Raw genomic sequence first — 19,642 nt, forward strand, 5'->3', positions numbered from 1 at the left:
CAGACGCGTTAAGTTCCTCCAACCCTTGACTCGGGTATAATGAACCGACTGTCAGATCGATCACCGGTCCGTGCCATCGTTCGGGGCTACACATGAGTCAGGAGCACATCGAGGTTCGAGGGGCAGAGGAGCACAACCTCAAGGATCTCGACGTCACGATTCCCCGCGAGGAGTTCACCGTCGTCACCGGACTCTCCGGGTCCGGGAAGTCCTCGCTGGCGTTCGAGACGATCTACGCCGAGGGCCAGCGCCGCTACATCGAGAGCCTCTCGGCGTACGCCCGGAACTTCCTCGGACAGATGGACAAGCCCCAGGTCGAGACCGTCGAGGGGCTCTCCCCGGCGATCTCGATCGACCAGAAGAACGCCGCGAACAACCCCCGCTCGACGGTGGGGACGGTGACCGAATTACACGACTATCTCCGCCTCCTCTACGCCCGCGTCGGGACGCCCCACTGTCCAGAGTGTGGCCGCGAGGTCGGCGAACAGTCGGCCCAGAACATGGTCGAACGCATCCTCGAGCTTCCCGAGGGGACGAAGGCCAAACTCGCCGCGCCGGTCGTCCGCGACCAGAAGGGCGCCTTCGAGGACCTGTTCGACGAGCTCGTGTCTGAGGGGTACGCTCGAGTGGAGGTCGACGGCGAGGAACACGACCTCACGCTCGACAGGCCGGAGCTCGACGAGAACTTCGACCACACGATCGACGTGATCGTCGACCGCGTGAAGGTCTCGACCGAGGCCCGGCCGCGGATCATCGACAGCGTCGAGACCGCGCTCGACGAGGCCGAGGGGGTTCTGAAGGCCATCCTCCCGGACGTCTCCGAGGAGGTTGCCGCGGGACTGGGCGAGGTGTCCCGCAGCACGGGCGCACTCGGCGACGAGACCGAAGCGGACGACCGCTTCGTCGTCGAGTTCTCGAAGGACCTCGCCTGCACCCACTGCGGAATCGACGTGCCGGAGATCGAGACGCGCTCGTTCTCCTTCAACTCGCCCCATGGCGCCTGTCCCGAGTGCGAGGGGCTGGGCGAGACCAAGGAGGTCGACGAGGAGCTCGTCGTCCAGGACGAGTCCAAACCGCTCAAACACGTCTTCGAGGCCTGGAGCTACAACCGCTCGTACTACAAGACCCGCCTCGACGCCGTCGCGGAGCACTTCGACGTCTCCCTGTCGACGCCGTTCGCGGAGCTCGACGAGGACGTTCAGGACGCGTTCCTCTACGGCACCAGCGGGCAGGTGCTGTTCAAGCGCCACACGAAGAACGGCACCCGCCGGAAGCGCAAGCGCTTCGAGGGCGTCATTCCGAACCTCGAGCGTCGCTACCTCGAGACCGACTCCGACTCGACCCGCGACCACATCGAGGACTACATGTCGGTCACCGAGTGTCCGGCCTGCGACGGCACCCGTCTCAAGCCCGCCTCCAGGGCCGTGCTCGTCGACGGCACCGCCATCACCGAGATCAACGCGATGAGCATCGGCGACGCACTCGAGCACTTCGAGTCGATGGAAGCCGACCTCACCGAGCGCGAGAAGGTGATCGCCGAGGAGATCCTCAAGGAGATCCGTGCGCGACTCGGCTTCATGTGCGAGGTCGGCCTCGAGTACCTCACGCTCGACCGCGAGGCCTCGACCCTGTCGGGCGGCGAGAGCCAGCGCATCCGACTCGCCACGCAGATCGGTTCGGGCCTCGTCGGCGTGCTGTACGTGCTCGACGAGCCCTCGATCGGGCTCCACCAGCGGGACAACGACCGCCTGCTCGACACCTTAGAGGAGCTTCGGGACCTCGGTAACACCCTGATCGTCGTCGAACACGACGAGGAGACGATGCGCCGCGCGGACAACGTCATCGACATGGGGCCCGGGCCCGGCAAGCGCGGCGGCGAGGTCGTCGTCAACGGCTCCGTCGACGAGGTCAAAGCCTGCGAGGAGTCGGTCACCGGCGACTACCTCTCCGGACGCCGGCAGATCCCGGTCCCGGACGAGCGGCGAGATCCGGACGGCGCGCTCACGATCCAGGGCGCTCGCCAGCACAACCTCGCAGACCTCGACGTCGACATCCCGCTCGGCTGCTTTACGGCGATCACGGGCGTCTCGGGCTCGGGCAAGTCCACGCTCATGCACGAGGTGCTCTATAAGGGACTGGCTCGCGAGATGAACGACAACACGAGCGTCATCCCGGGCGACCACGACAGCCTCGAGGGACTGGACCAGATCGAGACCGTCCGGCTGATCGACCAGTCGCCGATCGGGCGGACGCCGCGCTCGAACCCGGCGACGTACACCAACGTCTTCGACTACATCCGAGAGCTGTTCGCCTCGACGAAGCTGGCCAAACAGCGCGGCTACGAGAAGGGCCGGTTCTCGTTCAACGTCAAGGGCGGCCGCTGCGAGGAGTGCGGCGGCCAGGGTACGGTGAAGATCGAGATGAACTTCCTCTCGGACGTGTACGTCCCCTGCGAGGAGTGCGACGGCGCCCGCTACAACGACGCCACGCTCGACGTCACCTACAAGGGCAAGACCATCGCCGACGTCCTCGACATGAACGTCGAGGAGGCCTACGAGTTCTTCGAGTCCTCGAGCCAGATCCGCCGTCGACTCCAGTTGCTGAAGGACGTCGGCCTCGACTACATGACGCTCGGCCAGCCCTCGACCACCCTTTCGGGCGGTGAGGCTCAGCGGGTCAAGCTCGCCGAGGAGCTCGGGAAGAAGGACTCCGGAAACACGCTCTACCTGCTCGACGAGCCGACGACGGGGCTCCACAGCGAGGACGAGCGCAAGCTGATCGACGTCCTCCACCGGCTGACCGACAACGACAACACCGTCGTCGTCATCGAACACGAACTCGACCTCGTGAAGAACGCCGACCGCGTCGTCGACCTCGGCCCCGAGGGCGGCGAGAACGGCGGGGAGATCGTCGCGACCGGAACCCCCGAGGACGTCGCGCGCCTCGAGGACTCCCACACCGGTCGCTACCTGCGGGATCTGCTCCCCGGCGTCGACCTCGAGGGGCCGCGCGGCGAGCGCGTCGATCCCGTCACCGCGCCGATGGACGACGACTGACTCGCCGAATCCGCCACCCGGACGGTTGCGGGCTTTTTACGCCGAAATCGGAACCGTTACCGGATCCACACGTGTAGTGGATCCAATAGATGAGCGAACGGAAGGAAACCGTCCGACACGGCTTCACCGGCGCCGGGATCGTCACGATGCTGCTCGCGGTCGGACTCGTCGCGTTCGGAGGAGTGACACCCGTAACGGGGTTTCTGGCCGGGTGGCTCGCGATCGTCGGAACGCTCCTGTTCGTCGCCGGCGTTCGCGAGCGCGTCTCGGTCGGCGGGGCGACGGTCGGCTGGCCCCGAATCGGCGCGGTCGGTATGGCGGCGCTCGCGCTCGGGTCGACGACGCTCGGGTTCGCACAGCTCCTGACCGGATCCGGCGGCTGGCAGTTGTTCAACGGGATCGCCATGCTGTTCGTCGGCCTCTACCTGGTCTGGGTCGCCCTCGAGTGCTGGCTCGGCGGGGTGCGGATGGATCAGGAGACGTTCGCCGTCGAATGAGGACGAGGCGGCTACCCCTTCTTCGGCCGAACGGTGCTCCGGATATAAGGTCTCGAGGCGCGACGCTTCGAACGTGACCGACGCGAACACGCCGCCGATCGAGGTCTCGGGATTGACGAAGTACTACGGCGACGTTCGCGGCGCCGAGGACGTCACCTTCGACGTCGATCGCGGGGAGATTTTCGGCTTCCTGGGACCGAACGGAGCGGGAAAGTCGACGCTGATCCGCGTGCTGCTCGGCCTCCTCGAGCCGACCCGCGGCGAGGCCCGCCTCCTCGGCTACGACGTGACCGCCCGCGACGAACTGCTCGAGGCGAAACGCAACCTGGGCTACCTGCCGAGCGACGTCGCCTTCTACGACCGCGTGACCGGAAGCGAGATCCTCGACTACTTCGGCCGCATCCGCGGCGAGGAGCGCCGCGCCGAACTGCTCGAGCGCTTTCCGGTTCCGCTCGACCGGAACGTGAAGGCCTACTCGAGCGGTAACCGCCAGAAGCTCGCGATCGTCGCGACGTTCATGCACGATCCGGATCTCGTCATCATGGACGAGCCGACGTCGGGGCTCGATCCGCTGGTCCAGAACGAGTTCTACGACCTGCTCGAGGAGCAACGCGAGCGGGGGCGGACGGCGTTCTTCTCGTCGCACATCCTGAGCGAGGTCCGCCGCGTCTGTGACCGCGTCGGGATCATCCGCGACGGCCGGCTGATTGAACTCGACACGGTCGAGGGGCTCCTCGCGGAGAGCGGGACCGTCGTCCGGGTTCATCTCGCGGAGACGCCCGATCCGAAGGCGCTTCGGGTTCCGGGCGTCTCGAGCGTCGAGCGCGTCGACAGCGCCGACGAGCCGGATCTCGAAACGGACGGCGGCACCTACCACCTCGTGTTCTCCCGGGAGTTCGACGCGCTGATCGATCGCCTCTCGGAGTACACGGTCGAGGACCTCGAGATTCGCGACGCGTCCCTCGAGGACGTCTTCATGCACTTCTACGACGGGACGGACGCGGAGGCGCCCCAACCGACGCTCCCCGGGGGTGACGCCTGATGCTCGAGATCGCTCGATTCGAGTGGGGACGACGCGTTCGCGGGACGGCACTGCTGTCGGTCGCCCTCCTCGCGCTGGTCGCGCTCACGATCGGGCTGTTCCCGTCGATCCGCGAGACCGGGGCGGAACTCGACGCCTACCTCGAGACGCTGCCGCCGGAGGTGGCCCGCGCGTTCGTCGGCGACGTGACGACGCTGACGACCATCGAGGGCTACCTCGTCTCGCAGCTCTACCAGTTCGCCTGGGTGATCCTCCTCGGGATCTACTTCGCCTACGCCGCGGGGTCGACGGTCGCGGGCGAGGTCGAGCGGGGCCGGGCCGACATGCTGCTGTCGTTACCGATCACTCGCGCCAGGTTCGTCGTCGAGAAGTTTCTCGCATTCGTTCCCGCGATCGTCGCGCTCAACGCCGTCACGTTCGCGGGTATCTACGCGGGGATCGTGCTGGTCGACGAGTCGATCGATCTGGCCGACATAGTCGCAGTTCACGGGGTTTCCGTCCTCTACCTGCTCGCCTGCGCGGGCGTCGGGCTGCTCGCATCGGTCAGCTTCGACTCGATCCGACGGGCCCAGGTCGTCGGCGCCGGCGTCGTCTTCGGCACCTTCCTCCTCGACTCGATCACCTACGACACGGACTACGAGTGGATCGGCGCCCTCTCCGTCTCGCGATACTTCGACCCCGCGGAGATCCTCGTCGCGGGCGACCTCGAGTGGACCGGCGTCCTCGTCCTCGCCGCCGTCACCGTCGGCCTCGTCGCCGCGAGCGCGATCGTCTTCGAACGGAAGGACATCGAATGAGGCCGGTGCGCAAACGGAAAGCGATTTGGAGACCGCAACGCGACAGACGACCGAATGGGTTCTCACACGGGCGAGGAACGGTGCCAGATGGGGGGCTGTACGCGACCCGCCGAGCGCACGATGACGTTCGATCGACACGAGGACGTCGCCGTCTGTGAGACACACTACAAGCGCAACGTTGCGATCAAGTACGGCGTGCTGGTAGGGATCCCGGTCCTCCTCGCGGGGCTCGGGCTGGCCGCCTACTGGCTCATCGTCTGATTTCGACCCGCCCGACGAACGGTTCCGGGGAAAAGGTTCTGGGCACGAGCGATCTATACTCGCGTATGACGACGATCCACGTCGCGATGCGCGATCGACTGCTCCTCTGCGAGGGCGACGGCGAGGACTGGGAGACGACGGAGCGCCTCGAAGGACGCGACCTCGAGTGCGTCGCCGCCTCGCCGGAGGCGCCCGAACGCGTCTTCGTCGGGACGTTCGAGAACGGCCTCTTCCGCTCGACCGACGGCGGCGACTCGTTCGAATCCCTCGAGACGAACTTTACGACCGAACTCGAGGAGGGGTACGGCGACGCCGAGGACGTCGAGAGCGACGCCGTGATGTCGGTGACGATCAGTCCCCACGATCCGGACGTCGTCTACGCCGGGACCGAGCCGAGTCGCGTCTATCGCTCCGACGACGGCGGCGACTCCTGGGAGCACCTCGAGGGGCTGGTCGACCTCCCCTCCGCCGACGACTGGTTCTTCCCGCCGCGGCCGCACACCCACCACGTCCGCTGGCTCGAGGTCGATCCGTTCGATCCCGACCGGCTCTACGTCGGGATCGAGGCCGGCGCGTTCGTACTCAGCACGAACGGCGGCGAGAGCTGGCAGGAGCGGCCGCCGAAATCGCGCCGGGACAACCACAGTCTGGCGACCCACGCCGACCGCGAGGGCCTCGTCTACTCCGCGGCCGGCGACGGTTTCGCCGTCTCCACGGACGGCGGCGAGTCGTGGGACCACCCCCAGGAGGGCCTCGAGCACACCTACTGCTGGAGCGTCGCGCCCGATCCCGGCGACCCCGAGTCGGTGCTCCTCTCGAGCGCCAGCGGCGCAGGGTCGGCCCACACGGCCGGCTCCGCGGAGTCGTACGTCTACCGGAAATCGGGCGAGGACGCCTGGAAACGCCTCGACGACAGCGGTATTCCGACTGGCGAGGGCGTCGTCCGCGCCGTCTTCGCGTCAGGAGCCGACGCCAGAGTCGTCTACGGCGTGAACAATCAGGGGCTGTTCGTAACGCGTGACTTCGGCGACTCCTGGGAGCGCGTGGAGATCGACTGGGCGGAGGGACTCGAGGCCCAGGCGCCGCGCGGACTGGCCGTTCTACCCGAGTAGTCGGACGCAGCAACCGTTCGTCCCCGTCCCGTCCGACGTCCGCTCGCTCGAGTTCGAGGAGCGGGATCGGATCGCCGCGACGGAGCCAGCCGACGACCGAGAGGACGAATCCGGCGACGAGAAACGGGACGATCAGAATCGGATCGAGACGGAGTCGGCCCATCGTCCGTGGGATGGTCCCGGTGGGGAGGGGCGCGTCCGGTCGCCGACCGCGTCCCGGGGCAGGTGTCTCGCCGGTCATCGTTCCTCCCCGAGCGCGGCGACGGTATCGGTTCCGACGGCGTACGCCACTCCGTCGTCGACGATCGGCCTGAAAATGCAACGTCGTCTCTCGCCCGCAAGGACGATCGTTCAAGCTTCGACAGAGAGCCACTCGTAGGCGAGCTGTTTGGCGCCTTCCGCCGTTCGGACGCCGTCGTGGTCGGCGTTCAGCACGACGTTCTCCGCCCCCTCGAGCGTCGGGCTCTCCGGGCGGAGTGCGAAGAACTCGTCGTAGCGGCCGCGGATCGTGTAGTAGTCGATCGCGTCGTCGTTGGGCGTCTCGTCGGGCGCGTTGAGTTCGTACAGCGGCTCGCCCAGCGTATCCGCACACGCGTGGGAGATGAACTGACAGACCCGGGTCGTCCCCGGCCCTTCCTCGCAGCCCGACCCGCAGGTCCAGGTGCCGTGGTTCGCACCCGCGAGGCCGACGACCGTCTCGACGCGATCATAGCGGTCGGGATGGTCGTCGAGGCCGTCCATCCAGTACCGCAGTCCCGTCACGCCGAGGCTGTGGCCGACGACCTGGACGCCGTCGGCGCCAGTATACTCGAGGACGTTATCGACGAAGTCGTCCAGCTGCGCGCGCATCTCCTCGTGGGTGCTCCCCTCGCGGCCGAAGGTGATCGCCCACAGGTCGTCGCCGACGAAGCCGCGCTCGAGGAGGTAGTCGGCGTGCTCGAGGAAGTCGCAGGCGTCGCGGGTGTTGCCGTGCGCGAAGACGACGGGTACGTGCTCGAGGTCGGGATCCGTGCCGTGGAACTCGTGGCCGCCCCAGCCGCCGTAGCCGTCGGTGTCGAAGGTAAGCTGCGAGTCGTCGGTTCGGTCCCACTCGCAGGGATCGCCGGTTTCGACGCGGAGTCCTGCGCGGTCGTCGTCTCCCTCGAGGGGGTCGTCCGCGGCGACGGGTGCGGTTCCCGCGACACCGGCGGCGGTGGCTGCCCCCAGCGCGCCGAGAACGCGTCGTCGGCTCGGTTTCGAGGGGGCGTTCGAACCGGACTCGTCCGCGTGCTCGTTCTGTCGCATATGCTGACGGTTCGACGTGTCGGACCTAAACCGTTGTCACGCCGTGACACTGCTGGGGCAGCGCTCGTCGATCCGACGCAGCGACCGTTAGTCCCGAAAACGGGACCTCGAGACGCCGACGGCGTCATTCGATCGAGGGGCAGTCGGCGTCACCCGCTTCGAAATCCTTTTAGGCGCTACACGGGGATAGTAGTGTAACTGAGTGATATCATGGACGTCGACATCATTTCCGAAGAGGAAAACCCCATGTTGCACCGATCGGACGTCACGTTCGAACTGGTCCACGAGGACGCCACGCCCTCCCGTCTGCAGGTGCGTGACAGCCTCGCCGCGAAGCTGAACAAGGACGCCGCCGAAGTCGTCATTCGCCAGCTCGACACCAAGTTCGGGATGCGAAAGACCGTCGGTTACGCCAAGGTTTACGAGTCGGCCGACCACGCCCGCGACGTCGAGCAGGACCACATGCTCGAGCGAAACAAGATCGGCGCCGACGAGGCCGAGACGGAAGCCGAAGCGGAGGAGGCCTAAATGTCCCGTCACGAACTCTACGGCGAGGACGGCACCACGGACCGCGAACAGTGTCCCCGCTGTGGCGACGCCTTCCTCGCCGACCACGGCGACCGCACCCATTGCGGCAAGTGCGGTTACACCGAGTGGGAGTAGCGAGGGCTCGAGCGAAGCGAGAGGCCTCGAAATATGCGAACGGCGAACAACGAGAGCCGTGAGCAAACGGGGCGTCTGATCGCCTCACGCATAACGTGTCTCTCTCGCCCGTTCTGTCACACAACTTCAAAACGATAGTATCCTACCAGCCGTGAGTTCTCATACCCGCGTTCTCGGCATCGAGGGCACCGCCTGGGCGGCCAGCGCAGCCTGCTACGACTCCGGGACCGACGACGTCTTCATCGAGAGCGACGCCTACCAGCCCGACAGCGGCGGGATCCATCCTCGCGAGGCGGCCGAACACATGCACGACGCGATTCCGCGCGTCGTGGAGACGGCACTCGAGCACGCTCGCGAGACCCACGACGGACCCGAGACGGAGCCGCCCGTCGACGCGATTGCCTTCTCCCGCGGCCCCGGTCTCGGACCCTGTCTGCGAGTCGTCGGCACGGCCGCACGAGCGCTGAGCCAGTCGCTCGACGTTCCACTGGTCGGGGTGAACCACATGGTCGCTCACCTCGAGATCGGTCGTCACACCTCCGGCTTCGACTCGCCGGTCTGTCTGAACGCCAGCGGCGCGAACGCCCACCTGCTGGCCTACCGGAACGGCCGCTACCGCGTGCTCGGGGAGACGATGGACACCGGCGTCGGCAACGCGATCGACAAGTTCACGCGTCACGTCGGCTGGTCCCATCCCGGCGGACCGAAGGTCGAGGCGGCGGCGGAAGACGGCGAGTACGTCGACCTCCCCTACGTGGTCAAGGGGATGGACTTCTCGTTCTCGGGGATCATGAGTGCCGCAAAACAGCGGTACGACGGCGACGTACCGGTCGAGGACATCTGTTACTCCCTGCAGGAGAACGTCTTCGGGATGCTCACGGAAGTCTCCGAGCGCGCGCTCTCGCTGACCGGCAGCGACGAACTCGTGCTGGGCGGCGGCGTCGGCCAGAACGCGCGCCTGCGCGAGATGCTCGAGGAGATGTGCGCCCAGCGCGGGGCCAGCTTCCACGCTCCCGAGCCCCGATTTCTGCGGGACAACGCCGGAATGATCGCCGTTCTCGGCGCGAAGATGTACGACGCCGGCGACACGATCGCGCTCGAGGAGTCGCGAGTCGATCCGGACTTTCGACCGGATCAGGTGCCGGTTACCTGGCGGACCGAGGAGGCGAACCTCGCGCTCGGTCGCGAGGAAGGGAGCGTCCGCGGTGCCGAGGCGGTCGTCGACCTCGATCCCGACGCGGGTTCCGTGACGAAGCGCCGCGAGCGCAAGGAGTACCGACACCCCGAACTCGACGAGCGGCTCCGTCGCGAGCGGACCCGAATCGAAGCCCGACTGACGAGCCTGGCTCGTCGTGAGGGCGTACCGACGCCGGTCCTGTGCGATATCGATCCTCAGGAGGCGCGCCTCGAACTCGAGCACGTCGGTCGGCAGGATCTCCGCGCGTCGCTTTCCGTCGACCGGGTCCGCGAGGTGAGCCGACACCTGGCGCGACTCCACCGGGCCGGGTTCGTCCACGGTGACCTGACGACGCGAAACGTTCGGGTGGGGCGAGCGGAACGCGACGCGCCGCCGAACGAGCGAACGGACGGAGTCCGTGACAGGGACGGCTCGCGAACGTACCTCATCGACTTCGGCCTCGGCTATCACACGGACCACGTCGAGGACTACGCGATGGACCTGCACGTCTTCGACCAGAGCCTCGTCGGTACCGCGGACGATCCCGACCCGCTTCGGGAGGCCCTTCGGGAGGGATACCGGGAGGTCGGCGAGGAACGCGTCCTCGAGCGGCTTACGGACGTCGAAGGCAGGGGTCGGTACGTCGGCGACGAATCGTAATCCGGCGGTCGGTACGACGGCGACGCGCTCGCGGTCAGCGGTCGACGCCGAGCGGCCGCTTGCAGTTCTTACAGAGGAACAGGTTTCGATTTCCGTAGAGGCTGATCCCGTCGTCTTCGAACGCGAGTTCGGAGACCTCGTGGCCCTCCTCGAGTTGGTCTTTCGATCGAATAGCCGTCTCGCACTCCGGACAGTTCAACTCGCTCTCCATCGTTTCTCCTACGCAAACGCGACCTAAAAGCCTATCATACGCGCTGCAAGCGGCGTTTCCGTCCGATCGAACGGAGGGTCCCGTTCGACGGACGATCGAAAGCGCGGCCGTACTTCGAACGCCCCTGCTCGATCCCGATCGCGCTCTGATCCACGGCTCGTCTCGAGTTCTGCCGGCAGCGTACGGCCGGTACGACGCGAGTGTGAATCGGAGACCGAACCCGTTTACCCCCGCTGACGACTGGTGAAAGAGTACGCCAGAAATCGAGACACTCTTGATCGGACGAGATCAGTTCCGGTCGATGGGCGACATTCTGCTCACCGGCTACGGACCGTTCGGCGAGTTCGAGACGAACCCCTCGAGCCGACTCGCGACGCGACTCGACGGCGCCGGTATCGGCGGCGCTGGCGTCGTTGGAGTCGAACTCCCCGTCGTCTTCGATCGCGCGGCGCCACGGCTCGAGGCCGCCGTCGACGAACACGACCCCGACGTCGTCTGCGCGCTCGGTCTCGCGGGCGGACGACCCGCGCTCTCGCTCGAGCGGGTCGGGATCAACCTCCGCGATACGAAGGGTGTCCCGGACAACGAGGACCGCGAGGTCGTCGACGAGCGGGTCGCCGAAAACGGCCCCGACGCCTACTTCGCGACGCTGCCGTGCCGGGAGATGAAGGCGGCGATGCGAGACGCCGGCGTTCCGACGCGGCTCTCGACCGCCGCCGGCACGCACTGCTGTAACAATCTGCTGTACGCCGCCCGTCACCTCGTCGAAACGACCGATGCGGAATTTCGAGTCGGCTTCATCCACATCCCCTTCTCCCACGAACAGGCCGCGGCCCGCGACGAGGGCGAACCGAGTATGGCACTCGAGGCGATGAAACGCGGACTTCGCGCGGGACTCGAGACGGTTCTGTCGGAACCCGCGCGACGCTGAGGGCGTGCTATAGCGCTGAGCGGGTCACACTCGACCGGACAGCCGTCGTGACAGACCAATTTCCAGAACCGAGAGAAGCACACAATACTCTTACTTGTGGACGACGTGCGTTCGCGCATGGTAGACAAGCCAACTTCCGGTGAGGTTCTCGGCGTACCGTACAACTTCGAGCGACCGAGTATGGGTCGGATGCTCTCGTCGTACTGGCAGCCCGGCGAGGGGATGCTCGTCGAGAAGCCGTTCGGCGTCGGCTACACCCTGAATCTCGCCAACTGGCGCTCCTGGATCGTCGTCGCCGTCGCCGGAGCCCTCCTCTGGCAACAGGAGACGGGCAAGACGGAAGGCGCCGACGGCACCGAGGACGAGCCGGTCGAAGTCATCGTCGACGACGAGTAACCGTCTGCGAGCGGGGCGATCACCCGTCGAATTCGGACCGACTCGAGGACCGATCACGTGGTCGCAACGCGAATCCTTTTTCGCCGAATGTGAAATATACGGAGTATGGCATCGGATAGCGGCACCGTCTGGGAGTACGAGACAGTTCGACCACCCCGCGGACCGGCGATGGAGGAGGCCGACGATCCGAAAGAGACGCTGAACGAACTCGGCCGGGAGGGATGGGAACTCGTCGAGACGATCGACTACTCCGGCGGCGGGACGAAGTATCTGGTCTTCAGGCGACCCGCACAGGGTGACGGCGATGAGTGAGGACGAGATCGGTACCGAGAACACGATGCGCGAGCGGGCCGACGAGAGTCGGATCAAACTCTGGCTGCTCGTCGGGGCGAACCGGCTGATCGTCACCGGCGTCATCTCGGTCGTCTTCTTCGGGCTGTTCATGCTCGGGGGACTCCTCGATCCGACCCTGGCGGAACTGCTCGAGGACCGCGGCGTGATCGAGTCGATGTTCGCGTCGATGATCAGCGCGCTCGTCACGGGCGTCACCCTCGTCGTCACCATCAGCCAGCTCATCGTCTCCCAGGAGAACGGTCCGCTCGGCGAGCAGCGGACGCGAATGAGCGAGACGATGGACTTTCGCAGCTACATCACGGAGCTCACCGACAAACCCTCACCGGCCGATCCGTCGGCGTTTCTGCGAGAGATCGTCGACGCGACGGAAGTACGGGCCAACGCCCTTCGCGAAGTCGTCGCGAAGACGGACGATCAGGATCTTCGACAGGAGGTCGACGAGTTCGTCGGCAGCATCACGGGCAACTCCGAGACGGTCCGCGAGAAACTCGACGGCGCCAAGTTCGGGACGTTCGACGTCGTCTACGCTTCGATGGACTACAACTACTCCTGGAAGATCTTCCAGATCGAGCGCCTCGAAGACGACTACCAGGAGTCGCTCGAGGAGGACCAGTTCGAGGCGCTCGACGATCTCCGCACCTCGCTGGTCATGTTCGGCCCCGCTCGAGAGCACATCAAGACGCTGTACTTCCAGTGGGAGCTGATCGACCTCTCGCGGCTGATCCTCTACATCGCGATTCCCGCGTTGCTCGTCTCGGGAATGATGATGACGTTCGTCGACGAGACGACGATCGTCGGAACGCTGCTCGGCGTCGAGATCCTGGTCTGGCTCGTCGCCGTGACGTTTACGTTCACGCTCACGCCGTTTTTCATGCTGACCGCGTACGTCATGCGGATCGCGACGGCCGCGAAACGGACGCTCGCGATCGGGCCGCTGATCCTGCGCGACTCCCAGCGCTGAGCGCGAAACGTTCGCGGCGGACGGGCGTTTCTACTCGACGGCGATCGAAGAGCCGTCCTCGTCCGACCGGTAGATCGCGTCGATCACGCGCTGAACGGTCAGGGCCTGCTCGACGGTGTTCAGGTCGGGCGCCTCGCCGGCTTCGACGGCCTCGAGGAACCGCTTGTCGCTTCCCTCCCAGCCGGTGTGATCGACCGAGCCGTCGGTGAGCTCGGAGTCGAGGAGGTGGTCGGTCCCCTGCTTGCCGGCCTGGTACATCGTCAGTTCCTCGCCCCCGAGTTCGAGTTCCGCACCGGCGTCGGTGCCGCGGACGATGAAGTCGTTCGTCTCCGCCTGGTTCGCGGCCCACGTGACCTCGAGCGAGACCGTCCGGTCGTCGGCACACCGGATCATCGCCGTCGCAGAGTCCTCGACGTCGAAGACGGCCTCCTCGGTCTCGTCGTACCAGTCGCCCGGATCCACGTACTCGTCGCGGTGGCCGAACTCCGTCCGCGTGGTTGCGAAGACCTCCTCGACGGAGGGGTAGTCCATCAGGTAGAGCGCGAAGTCGATCGCGTGGACGCCGATGTCGACCACGGCACCGCCGCCGGCCAGTTCCTGGTTCGTGAACCACGAGCCGACGCCGGGGATTCCGCGCCGGCGGACGTAGTTCGCGTCGACGTGGGTGATCTCGCCGAAGAAGCCCTCCGACTGGTAGTCCTTGAAGACCTCCGCCGCGGTCGAGACGCGGTTGTGGAAGTTCACCATGCAGAAGCCGTCGGCGTCGGCCGCGGCCGCGGCGATCCGTTCGGCACTCGCGAGGTCGTTTGCGAGCGGCTTCTCGCAGAAGACGTCGTACCCGTGCTCGAGGGCGGCGATGACGGCCGGTTCGTGGAACGCGTTCGGCGTCGAGACCGCGACGGCGTCGAGTTCCTCGGCCTCGTACATCGCCTCGAACTCCTCGTAGACCGCCGCGTCGTACGTTCGCGCGAACTCCTCGCGCGTATTGGCGACGAGATCGGCGCCCGCGACGACGTCGTGGTCGAACGTCTCGGCGTTCGTAGCGTGGGTCTGTCCCATGAATCCGAGTCCGACTACACCGAGTCGAACGCTACCCGCTGAATTACTCATCAGTTCGTGTGAGTGGGTACACCACGGAAAGCGTTGGCGTTGCGGCGAACACGGCGCTCCCTTCGGAGTCGCAACCGACGACGCTTTGCCTCCGGTGGACGGTCCCTGGCACATGGCCATTCGATTCGTCACGAGCAACGAAGGGAAGGTCGGGGAGGCCCGCGAGTACCTCGAGGGGATCGACTCCGTCGAACAGGTCGACTACGACTACGCCGAACTTCAGAGCGACTCGCTCGAGGAGATCGTCACCCGCGGCGCTCGCGAGGCCGTCGATGCGCTCGGCAGCGAGGAGCCGGTGCTGGTCGACGACACGGGGCTGTTCGTCGACGCACTGGGCGGCTTTCCGGGGCCGTACTCGGCGTACGTCGAGGACACCGTCGGCGTCGAGCGCCTCTGGCGGCTCGCGAGCGAGGAGGAGAACAAACGAGCGCGGTTCCGGACCGTGATGGCGTACGCCGACGCCGACGGCACCGAGACGTTCGAGGGGTCGGTCGCCGGCACCCTCGTCGCCCCTCGCGGTGAGGGTGGCTTCGGCTACGATCCGATCTTCGAGTACAACGGGCGGACGATGGCCGAGATGGACACCGCGGAGAAGAACGCAATCTCGCACCGCGGCCGGGCGCTGGCCGCGTTCGCGGAGTGGTACGCCAACCAGCAGTAGCAGTAGTTGGTAATACGGTTTCTTTATCCAGTCTTCGTTCCGGATCTGAGCCGGTCGGATCGTTACGTAGAGATGCACAACGAACTTTTTCCGCCTCGGGTTCGCTCGCTGTGCTCGCTCACCCTCGGCGCAAAAACTTCGATGAAAAAGGCCGCTCGCTCGCTTCGCTCGTTCGCGGGTGCTGCGCTCGAGCGGCTACCGCAGCGTTACCTACTCCGCCTGTACGTAACAGCGGTTACACGAGATTTTCTGAAGAAAGAAACCGTGCTACTATCTACTGGTAGCGGCGTCGACAACCGATCGGCCGTCAGCGCTAGTGGATATCTCGCACGCTACGCAAAGATTGAACAACTCTGGTTCGGTAGCCGACGGTAATGGTCGAGAAGGATGCCGTTCGTCGGTCGTACGACGAGTTGGCGGAGACGTACGCTGCACAACGATCCGAGAACGGACGGGGAACGCAGATTCTGGAGGGGTTTCTCGAGTCGCTGTCGGATCCGTCCCGCGTCCTCGACGCCGGCTGTGGACAGGGAACGCCGGTGCTCTCCCGGCTGAGCGACTCGACGAGGGCGTTCGGCGTCGATTTTTCGCGCGAACAGCTAAAACTGGCCGCGGGGAACGCACCCGACGCAGTCCTCGTGCAGGGCGATATGACGACGCTCCCGTTCGAGCGGTCGACGTTCGACGCCGTCGTCGCCTACTGGTCGCTGATCCACGTGCCGATGGACGACCACCAGGCGGTCATCGACGAGTTCGCGCGCGTCTTGCGTCCGGGCGGTCGAATACTCCTGTGCGAGGGAACGAACCGGTGGGCCGGCGAGAACCCGGACTGGCTCGAGAGCGGCGTCAAAATGGAGTGGAACATCGCCGGAGCGGAAACCACGCGGGACCAGTTACGGAACGCCGGCTTCGAGATCGTCGACGAGTGGGGCGTCCCCGACGAACCGGACGAAGACAGCGCCGACGAAGAAGCTGACGATGCCGACGAAGAAGTCGACGAGGATGCTGACGAACACCCGTGGACGTTCTTCTCCGCCCGACTCGAGGCGCAGAGTCCGTAGCGAGCACTTCTCTCGAGAGACCCGACGGACGGTTCTCACGCCGCGCTCGAGCGCTCACCGAGGTCGCGGAGAGGTGTGCCAGTACGATCGGTAAAATCGGTAATTTTCGATTTGTATTGTGAGCAGGTCCGGAAGAAGACTAATTGATTGATCTGACGATACCGATCTCGATGCACCCTAGAACTATATAGCGGACGGTGACCAACGTACGAACGAGGACACAGATAGATCGAAAATTCACAATATGTCTGAGACCAACGAAACGCTCGAGGAAGCCTGTCGAACGCTCGAGCGACTGTACGACGACGAGGATCCGATCGCGGGGCTCGAACAGCGACGGCCCGACGGCGACACGGTGGAAACGCAGGCGACCGTCTTCGGAGCGCTCGCGAACGAACACCGGATTCGCACGCTCGAGGCGCTCCGCGAGGGCGAGCTGTGTGCCTGTGAGGTACAGGTCGTCCTCGAGGCCCCGCAGTCGACGGTCGCGAGTCATCTGCGGACGCTCCGGGATGCCGGGCTGGTCAACTCTCGAAAAAAGGGGAAGTGGACGTACTACCGGATCGCGGACACCGCGGTCTTCGAGTTGCTCGACCTCGCCGCCGCCGCGGACGTTCCGGACGACGACTGATTTGACACGACAACCATGACGGACACCGACAGCAAACCAACCGACGACAGATCGACTGACGACATACCAACCGATGCGGCGGCCCCCGACCAGCGAACGGGCGTTCGCGAGGAGTACGCCGAAATCGCTAGCACCGACGGGAGCTGTTGCGGTTCGAACGCCGAGATCACCGGGAGCGACGAGGGCTGTTGCGGGTCGAACGACGAGGAGACGGAGCCGACACCGACCACCGATCGAACGCGTTCGCTCGGCTACGACCGAAGCGACCTCGAGGACGCCCCCGACGGCTCGAACCTCGGACTCGGCTGCGGCAACCCGGTCGCGATCTCGCAGCTCGGGGCCGGCGAAACGGTACTCGACCTCGGCTCCGGCGGCGGGTTCGACTGCTTCCTCGCGGCGCGCGAGGTCGGCCCCGAGGGACACGTCATCGGCGTCGACATGACGCCGGAGATGCTCGACCGCGCCAGGGAGAACGCCTGGGAGAGCGACCTCGAGAACGTCGAGTTCCGCCTCGGCGAGATCGAACACCTGCCCGTCGCGGACGGATCGGTCGACGCGATCATCTCGAACTGCGTCGTCAACCTCTCTCCGGCGAAGCCGAGGGTGCTTTCCGAGGCGTTCAGGGTGCTTCGACCGGGCGGTAGGCTCGCGATTTCCGATCTAGTCGCGACCGAACCGCTCCCTCGAGAGCTTCGAGAGAACCCCGATGCCGTTTCGGCCTGCGTCGGGGGGGCCGCGACGATATCCGAGATGGAGACCTGGCTCGACGAGGCGGGGTTCGTCGACGGCTCGATCACGGTCGAAGGCGAGTGGTCCGACGGGGAGCTTCCGATCGTCTCCGCTCGGATCGAGGGTCGTAAACCAGCGTAGAGCGCCGAAGGCGGGAGAACAGCTACGCTCGCGGGTCGCGATCCGGCCCCGGATACTCGCCGCCGCCGGCCGCCGCGTAGAGACTCTCGGGGTCGAACAGACGCGCGAAGGCGTCCGGCGGACGCACGCTCACCGAGACGCGAGGCTGGAGCGACAGCCCCGCCTTCGCGGAGCTAAGCCGCTCGTCGTAGGAAAGCAGGTGCGCCGCCTCCCCCTGGTAGGCGGACGCGAGCGCGGGGTGGTCGTCCGCCGGGTGGTCGACCGCGACGCGGTCGGTCTCGAGCCGCTCCCGGTGGTCGGCTGCGAGCCCTTCGTCGGCGAGGGAGGCGACGAGTCGTTCGGTATCCTCGAGCAGGTGATCGCTCGCGACGAGTTCGACCCAGGAGTGGCGGCGGACGTGATCGAGCGCCTCGCGGGCGTCACCGCCGACGAGCAGATCGGCGGCGAGCACCGCCGGATCGGCGACGACTCGAGTCGGATCGGGCTGGTCGGTTCGCTCACTCATCGTCCCCCTCCGCCCGAGCGTCGTACGCTTCCCGGACCTCCTCGAGCGAGAGGTCGTACTCCGTCGCCCGGTTGAACAGCTCGCTCCATCGCGCAGTCATCGACGAACGTTAGATGAGGAGCGTGAAAACGGCACCGGGAATCGACGCGACCGCTGGCGCCGGGCCGAATCCGTTTCGCGACTAGACGTCGCCTCAGGCGTGCTCGAGGTACCGTTCGACGCACCAGACCCACTCACCGTAGCTTGGGTAGTGGATTCCCCACCAAGTGTAGCCGTCGTTGGTTTCGGGGCCGTTCATGATCTCGCCTTCCGTCCCCTCGGGATACGTCCGGACGACGTCGTAGTGGAGGCCGGGACCTTCGCGGCCGTTGAGATCGGTCGTGGTTCGGATCCGATCGCCGTCTTCGAACGTGTGACCGCCGCCCCCGCCGCCTCCACCGCCGTCGCCCTCGAGGAAGTCCATGTACCGACTGTTGTCCCAGTCGGGACCGGGACAGCTCTTGTTCGGGTGTTGGGTACACGTCCCGTTAGACGTGTAGTCCTGGGGCGCGTTCCGGTGAGTGATGATCCCGCCGCTGTGGTCACACATCGCGCTCGGATGGTCGTAGTAGTTCAACGGAATGTCGTAGTGGTGGGCCAGATAGTGGACGAGATCGGCCGACGTCTGGTAACACTCGTCCGTGAAGTAATTCCCGTAGTCGTCGTGCCACTCGTGTTCGATGCCGATCGAGTTGGCGTTCGACCCGCGCGCGTGGTGGGCGATGTCGGCGTGATTGACCATCTGCGTACAGTGGCCTGGCGCGCCCGCCGTGTGATCGTAGTTGCTGACCACGTAGTGGGCGCTGACGTTACGGTCGTTATCCCGCTCGAAGTAGTCGATACAGCCCTGGTACGTGGTCACCGCACAGTGGACGACGATCCAGTTGATGTCCGCCGCGCTGCGACTCGCCGAGGTGTAGTTGTTCCAGTGAGCCGAGACGTACTGGTCCGACGGATGATCGTCCCGGTGGTGTGCGCTCGCCGGTATCGATGCGCCGCCGGCGATCCCGGTCACTGCAAGACCGGATGCGGCCGTCTTCTTCAGCAAACTCCGCCGTGAGTTCGAGTTGACTTCGGAATCTCGAGGGCGATCGTCCCCGTCCGCGCCGCAGTTGCTCTCGGTAGGTCGAACGTCGCTGTAGTTGTCGGTCGGTTCCGCCGTCTCGTTCGGTTCGTGATATCGACACATTGTTCGGTGTTGTTGATCGTCCCGGCGGATGCCGCCGCCAGCCCGTTGGCTACCCTGTCCGCCAAATTTCATTCCCGACTGCTATTTTCCTATCTCAATGTGTATATAACAATAATGCACATAAAATGTATTGTAAGTATTAATATGAGAGTAATTAGAGAGTCGGTTGAACTT

22 protein-coding genes are annotated in these 19,642 nt (G+C 65.7%); 17 read left to right on the forward strand and 5 right to left on the reverse strand.

Going from position 1 to position 19,642, the window contains the following annotated elements:
* Positions 1 to 92: 92 nt before the first annotated feature.
* The 6 genes from uvrA (at position 93) to NED97_RS16610 (ending at position 6,765) form a co-directional block, all read left to right on the forward strand.
* Entirely contained in the window at positions 93 to 3,056 is a 2,964-nt protein-coding gene (gene uvrA / locus NED97_RS16585; RefSeq protein WP_252488126.1) for an excinuclease ABC subunit UvrA, read from the forward strand.
* Positions 3,057 to 3,145: 89 nt separating this feature from the next.
* Positions 3,146 to 3,553, forward strand: coding sequence for a hypothetical protein (locus tag NED97_RS16590; RefSeq protein ID WP_252488127.1), 408 nt, complete (start codon positions 3,146 to 3,148; stop codon positions 3,551 to 3,553).
* A gap of 73 nt (positions 3,554 to 3,626) precedes the next feature.
* Entirely contained in the window at positions 3,627 to 4,595 is a 969-nt protein-coding gene (locus NED97_RS16595; RefSeq protein WP_252488128.1) for an ABC transporter ATP-binding protein, read from the forward strand.
* Positions 4,595 to 5,392 (forward strand): ABC transporter permease, encoded by a 798-nt coding sequence (locus NED97_RS16600; RefSeq protein ID WP_252488129.1) that lies wholly within the window; start codon positions 4,595 to 4,597, stop codon positions 5,390 to 5,392. Before NED97_RS16595 ends, NED97_RS16600 begins: the two co-directional genes overlap by 1 nt.
* Before the next feature lie 54 nt (positions 5,393 to 5,446).
* Positions 5,447 to 5,653 carry a hypothetical protein gene (locus tag NED97_RS16605; protein WP_252488130.1) on the forward strand — a complete coding sequence of 69 codons (207 nt, stop codon included), beginning with the start codon at positions 5,447 to 5,449 and terminating at the stop codon, positions 5,651 to 5,653.
* A 65-nt stretch (positions 5,654 to 5,718) separates the two neighbouring features.
* Positions 5,719 to 6,765 (forward strand): WD40/YVTN/BNR-like repeat-containing protein, encoded by a 1,047-nt coding sequence (locus NED97_RS16610; RefSeq protein ID WP_252488131.1) that lies wholly within the window; start codon positions 5,719 to 5,721, stop codon positions 6,763 to 6,765.
* Between the two features lie 351 nt (positions 6,766 to 7,116).
* Here the strand turns inward: NED97_RS16610 and NED97_RS16615 are convergent, their stop codons facing one another.
* Positions 7,117 to 8,049 carry an esterase/lipase family protein gene (locus tag NED97_RS16615; protein WP_252488132.1) on the reverse strand — a complete coding sequence of 311 codons (933 nt, stop codon included), beginning with the start codon at positions 8,047 to 8,049 and terminating at the stop codon, positions 7,117 to 7,119.
* 210 nt (positions 8,050 to 8,259) lie between these two features.
* Between NED97_RS16615 and NED97_RS16620 the strand changes: the two genes are divergently transcribed.
* From NED97_RS16620 to NED97_RS16630, 3 genes are all read left to right on the forward strand, one after another.
* On the forward strand, positions 8,260 to 8,577 hold the full coding sequence (locus NED97_RS16620; RefSeq protein WP_252488133.1) for a 30S ribosomal protein S24e: 318 nt from the start codon (positions 8,260 to 8,262) through the stop codon (positions 8,575 to 8,577).
* Positions 8,578 to 8,712 carry a 30S ribosomal protein S27ae gene (locus tag NED97_RS16625; protein ID WP_148858527.1) on the forward strand — a complete coding sequence of 45 codons (135 nt, stop codon included), beginning with the start codon at positions 8,578 to 8,580 and terminating at the stop codon, positions 8,710 to 8,712.
* 151 nt (positions 8,713 to 8,863) lie between these two features.
* Positions 8,864 to 10,549, forward strand: a complete 1,686-nt coding sequence (locus NED97_RS16630; RefSeq protein WP_252488134.1) for a bifunctional N(6)-L-threonylcarbamoyladenine synthase/serine/threonine protein kinase — start codon at positions 8,864 to 8,866, stop codon at positions 10,547 to 10,549.
* A gap of 34 nt (positions 10,550 to 10,583) precedes the next feature.
* Here the strand turns inward: NED97_RS16630 and NED97_RS16635 are convergent, their stop codons facing one another.
* Positions 10,584 to 10,760, reverse strand: coding sequence for a hypothetical protein (locus NED97_RS16635; RefSeq protein WP_252488135.1), 177 nt, complete (start codon positions 10,758 to 10,760; stop codon positions 10,584 to 10,586).
* Positions 10,761 to 11,061: 301 nt separating this feature from the next.
* On the opposite strand from NED97_RS16635, the gene pcp reads away from it, so the two are divergent.
* The 4 genes from pcp (at position 11,062) to NED97_RS16655 (ending at position 13,402) form a co-directional block, all read left to right on the forward strand.
* The gene (pcp, locus tag NED97_RS16640) at positions 11,062 to 11,691 is read left to right on the forward strand and encodes a pyroglutamyl-peptidase I (protein ID WP_252488136.1); all 630 of its coding nucleotides are present in this window, start codon (positions 11,062 to 11,064) and stop codon (positions 11,689 to 11,691) included.
* A 117-nt stretch (positions 11,692 to 11,808) separates the two neighbouring features.
* The gene (locus NED97_RS16645) at positions 11,809 to 12,087 is read left to right on the forward strand and encodes a DUF5808 domain-containing protein (RefSeq protein ID WP_252488137.1); all 279 of its coding nucleotides are present in this window, start codon (positions 11,809 to 11,811) and stop codon (positions 12,085 to 12,087) included.
* Positions 12,088 to 12,192: 105 nt separating this feature from the next.
* Positions 12,193 to 12,399 carry a DUF4177 domain-containing protein gene (locus NED97_RS16650; RefSeq protein WP_252488138.1) on the forward strand — a complete coding sequence of 69 codons (207 nt, stop codon included), beginning with the start codon at positions 12,193 to 12,195 and terminating at the stop codon, positions 12,397 to 12,399.
* A complete protein-coding gene (locus tag NED97_RS16655) occupies positions 12,392 to 13,402 on the forward strand; it encodes a hypothetical protein (RefSeq protein ID WP_252488139.1) in 1,011 nt (336 codons plus the stop codon). The genes NED97_RS16650 and NED97_RS16655 overlap by 8 nt, the downstream gene beginning before the upstream one ends.
* A gap of 30 nt (positions 13,403 to 13,432) precedes the next feature.
* On the opposite strand, the gene NED97_RS16660 is transcribed toward NED97_RS16655, so the two are convergent.
* Positions 13,433 to 14,512, reverse strand: a complete 1,080-nt coding sequence (locus tag NED97_RS16660) for a Gfo/Idh/MocA family protein (RefSeq protein ID WP_252488140.1) — start codon at positions 14,510 to 14,512, stop codon at positions 13,433 to 13,435.
* 112 nt (positions 14,513 to 14,624) lie between these two features.
* On the opposite strand from NED97_RS16660, the gene NED97_RS16665 reads away from it, so the two are divergent.
* From NED97_RS16665 to arsM, 4 genes are all read left to right on the forward strand, one after another.
* Entirely contained in the window at positions 14,625 to 15,173 is a 549-nt protein-coding gene (locus tag NED97_RS16665) for an XTP/dITP diphosphatase (protein ID WP_252488141.1), read from the forward strand.
* 374 nt (positions 15,174 to 15,547) lie between these two features.
* A complete protein-coding gene (locus NED97_RS16670) occupies positions 15,548 to 16,234 on the forward strand; it encodes a class I SAM-dependent methyltransferase (protein ID WP_252488142.1) in 687 nt (228 codons plus the stop codon).
* A gap of 244 nt (positions 16,235 to 16,478) precedes the next feature.
* Positions 16,479 to 16,865 carry an ArsR/SmtB family transcription factor gene (locus NED97_RS16675; protein ID WP_252488143.1) on the forward strand — a complete coding sequence of 129 codons (387 nt, stop codon included), beginning with the start codon at positions 16,479 to 16,481 and terminating at the stop codon, positions 16,863 to 16,865.
* A 15-nt stretch (positions 16,866 to 16,880) separates the two neighbouring features.
* The gene (gene arsM / locus NED97_RS16680) at positions 16,881 to 17,735 is read left to right on the forward strand and encodes an arsenite methyltransferase (RefSeq protein WP_252488144.1); all 855 of its coding nucleotides are present in this window, start codon (positions 16,881 to 16,883) and stop codon (positions 17,733 to 17,735) included.
* Positions 17,736 to 17,757: 22 nt separating this feature from the next.
* On the opposite strand, the gene NED97_RS16685 is transcribed toward arsM, so the two are convergent.
* Together NED97_RS16685 and NED97_RS16690 are read right to left on the reverse strand one after the other, a co-directional pair.
* Positions 17,758 to 18,240, reverse strand: a complete 483-nt coding sequence (locus NED97_RS16685) for a DUF7384 family protein (protein WP_252488145.1) — start codon at positions 18,238 to 18,240, stop codon at positions 17,758 to 17,760.
* A gap of 193 nt (positions 18,241 to 18,433) precedes the next feature.
* Positions 18,434 to 19,540: a peptidoglycan recognition protein family protein gene (locus tag NED97_RS16690; protein WP_252488146.1), complete on the reverse strand. Its 1,107-nt coding sequence runs from the start codon at positions 19,538 to 19,540 to the stop codon at positions 18,434 to 18,436.
* Between the last annotated feature and the right edge of the window lie 102 nt (positions 19,541 to 19,642).

The organism is Natronococcus sp. CG52 (assembly GCF_023913515.1).
Classification (GTDB): domain Archaea; phylum Halobacteriota; class Halobacteria; order Halobacteriales; family Natrialbaceae; genus Natronococcus; species Natronococcus zhouii.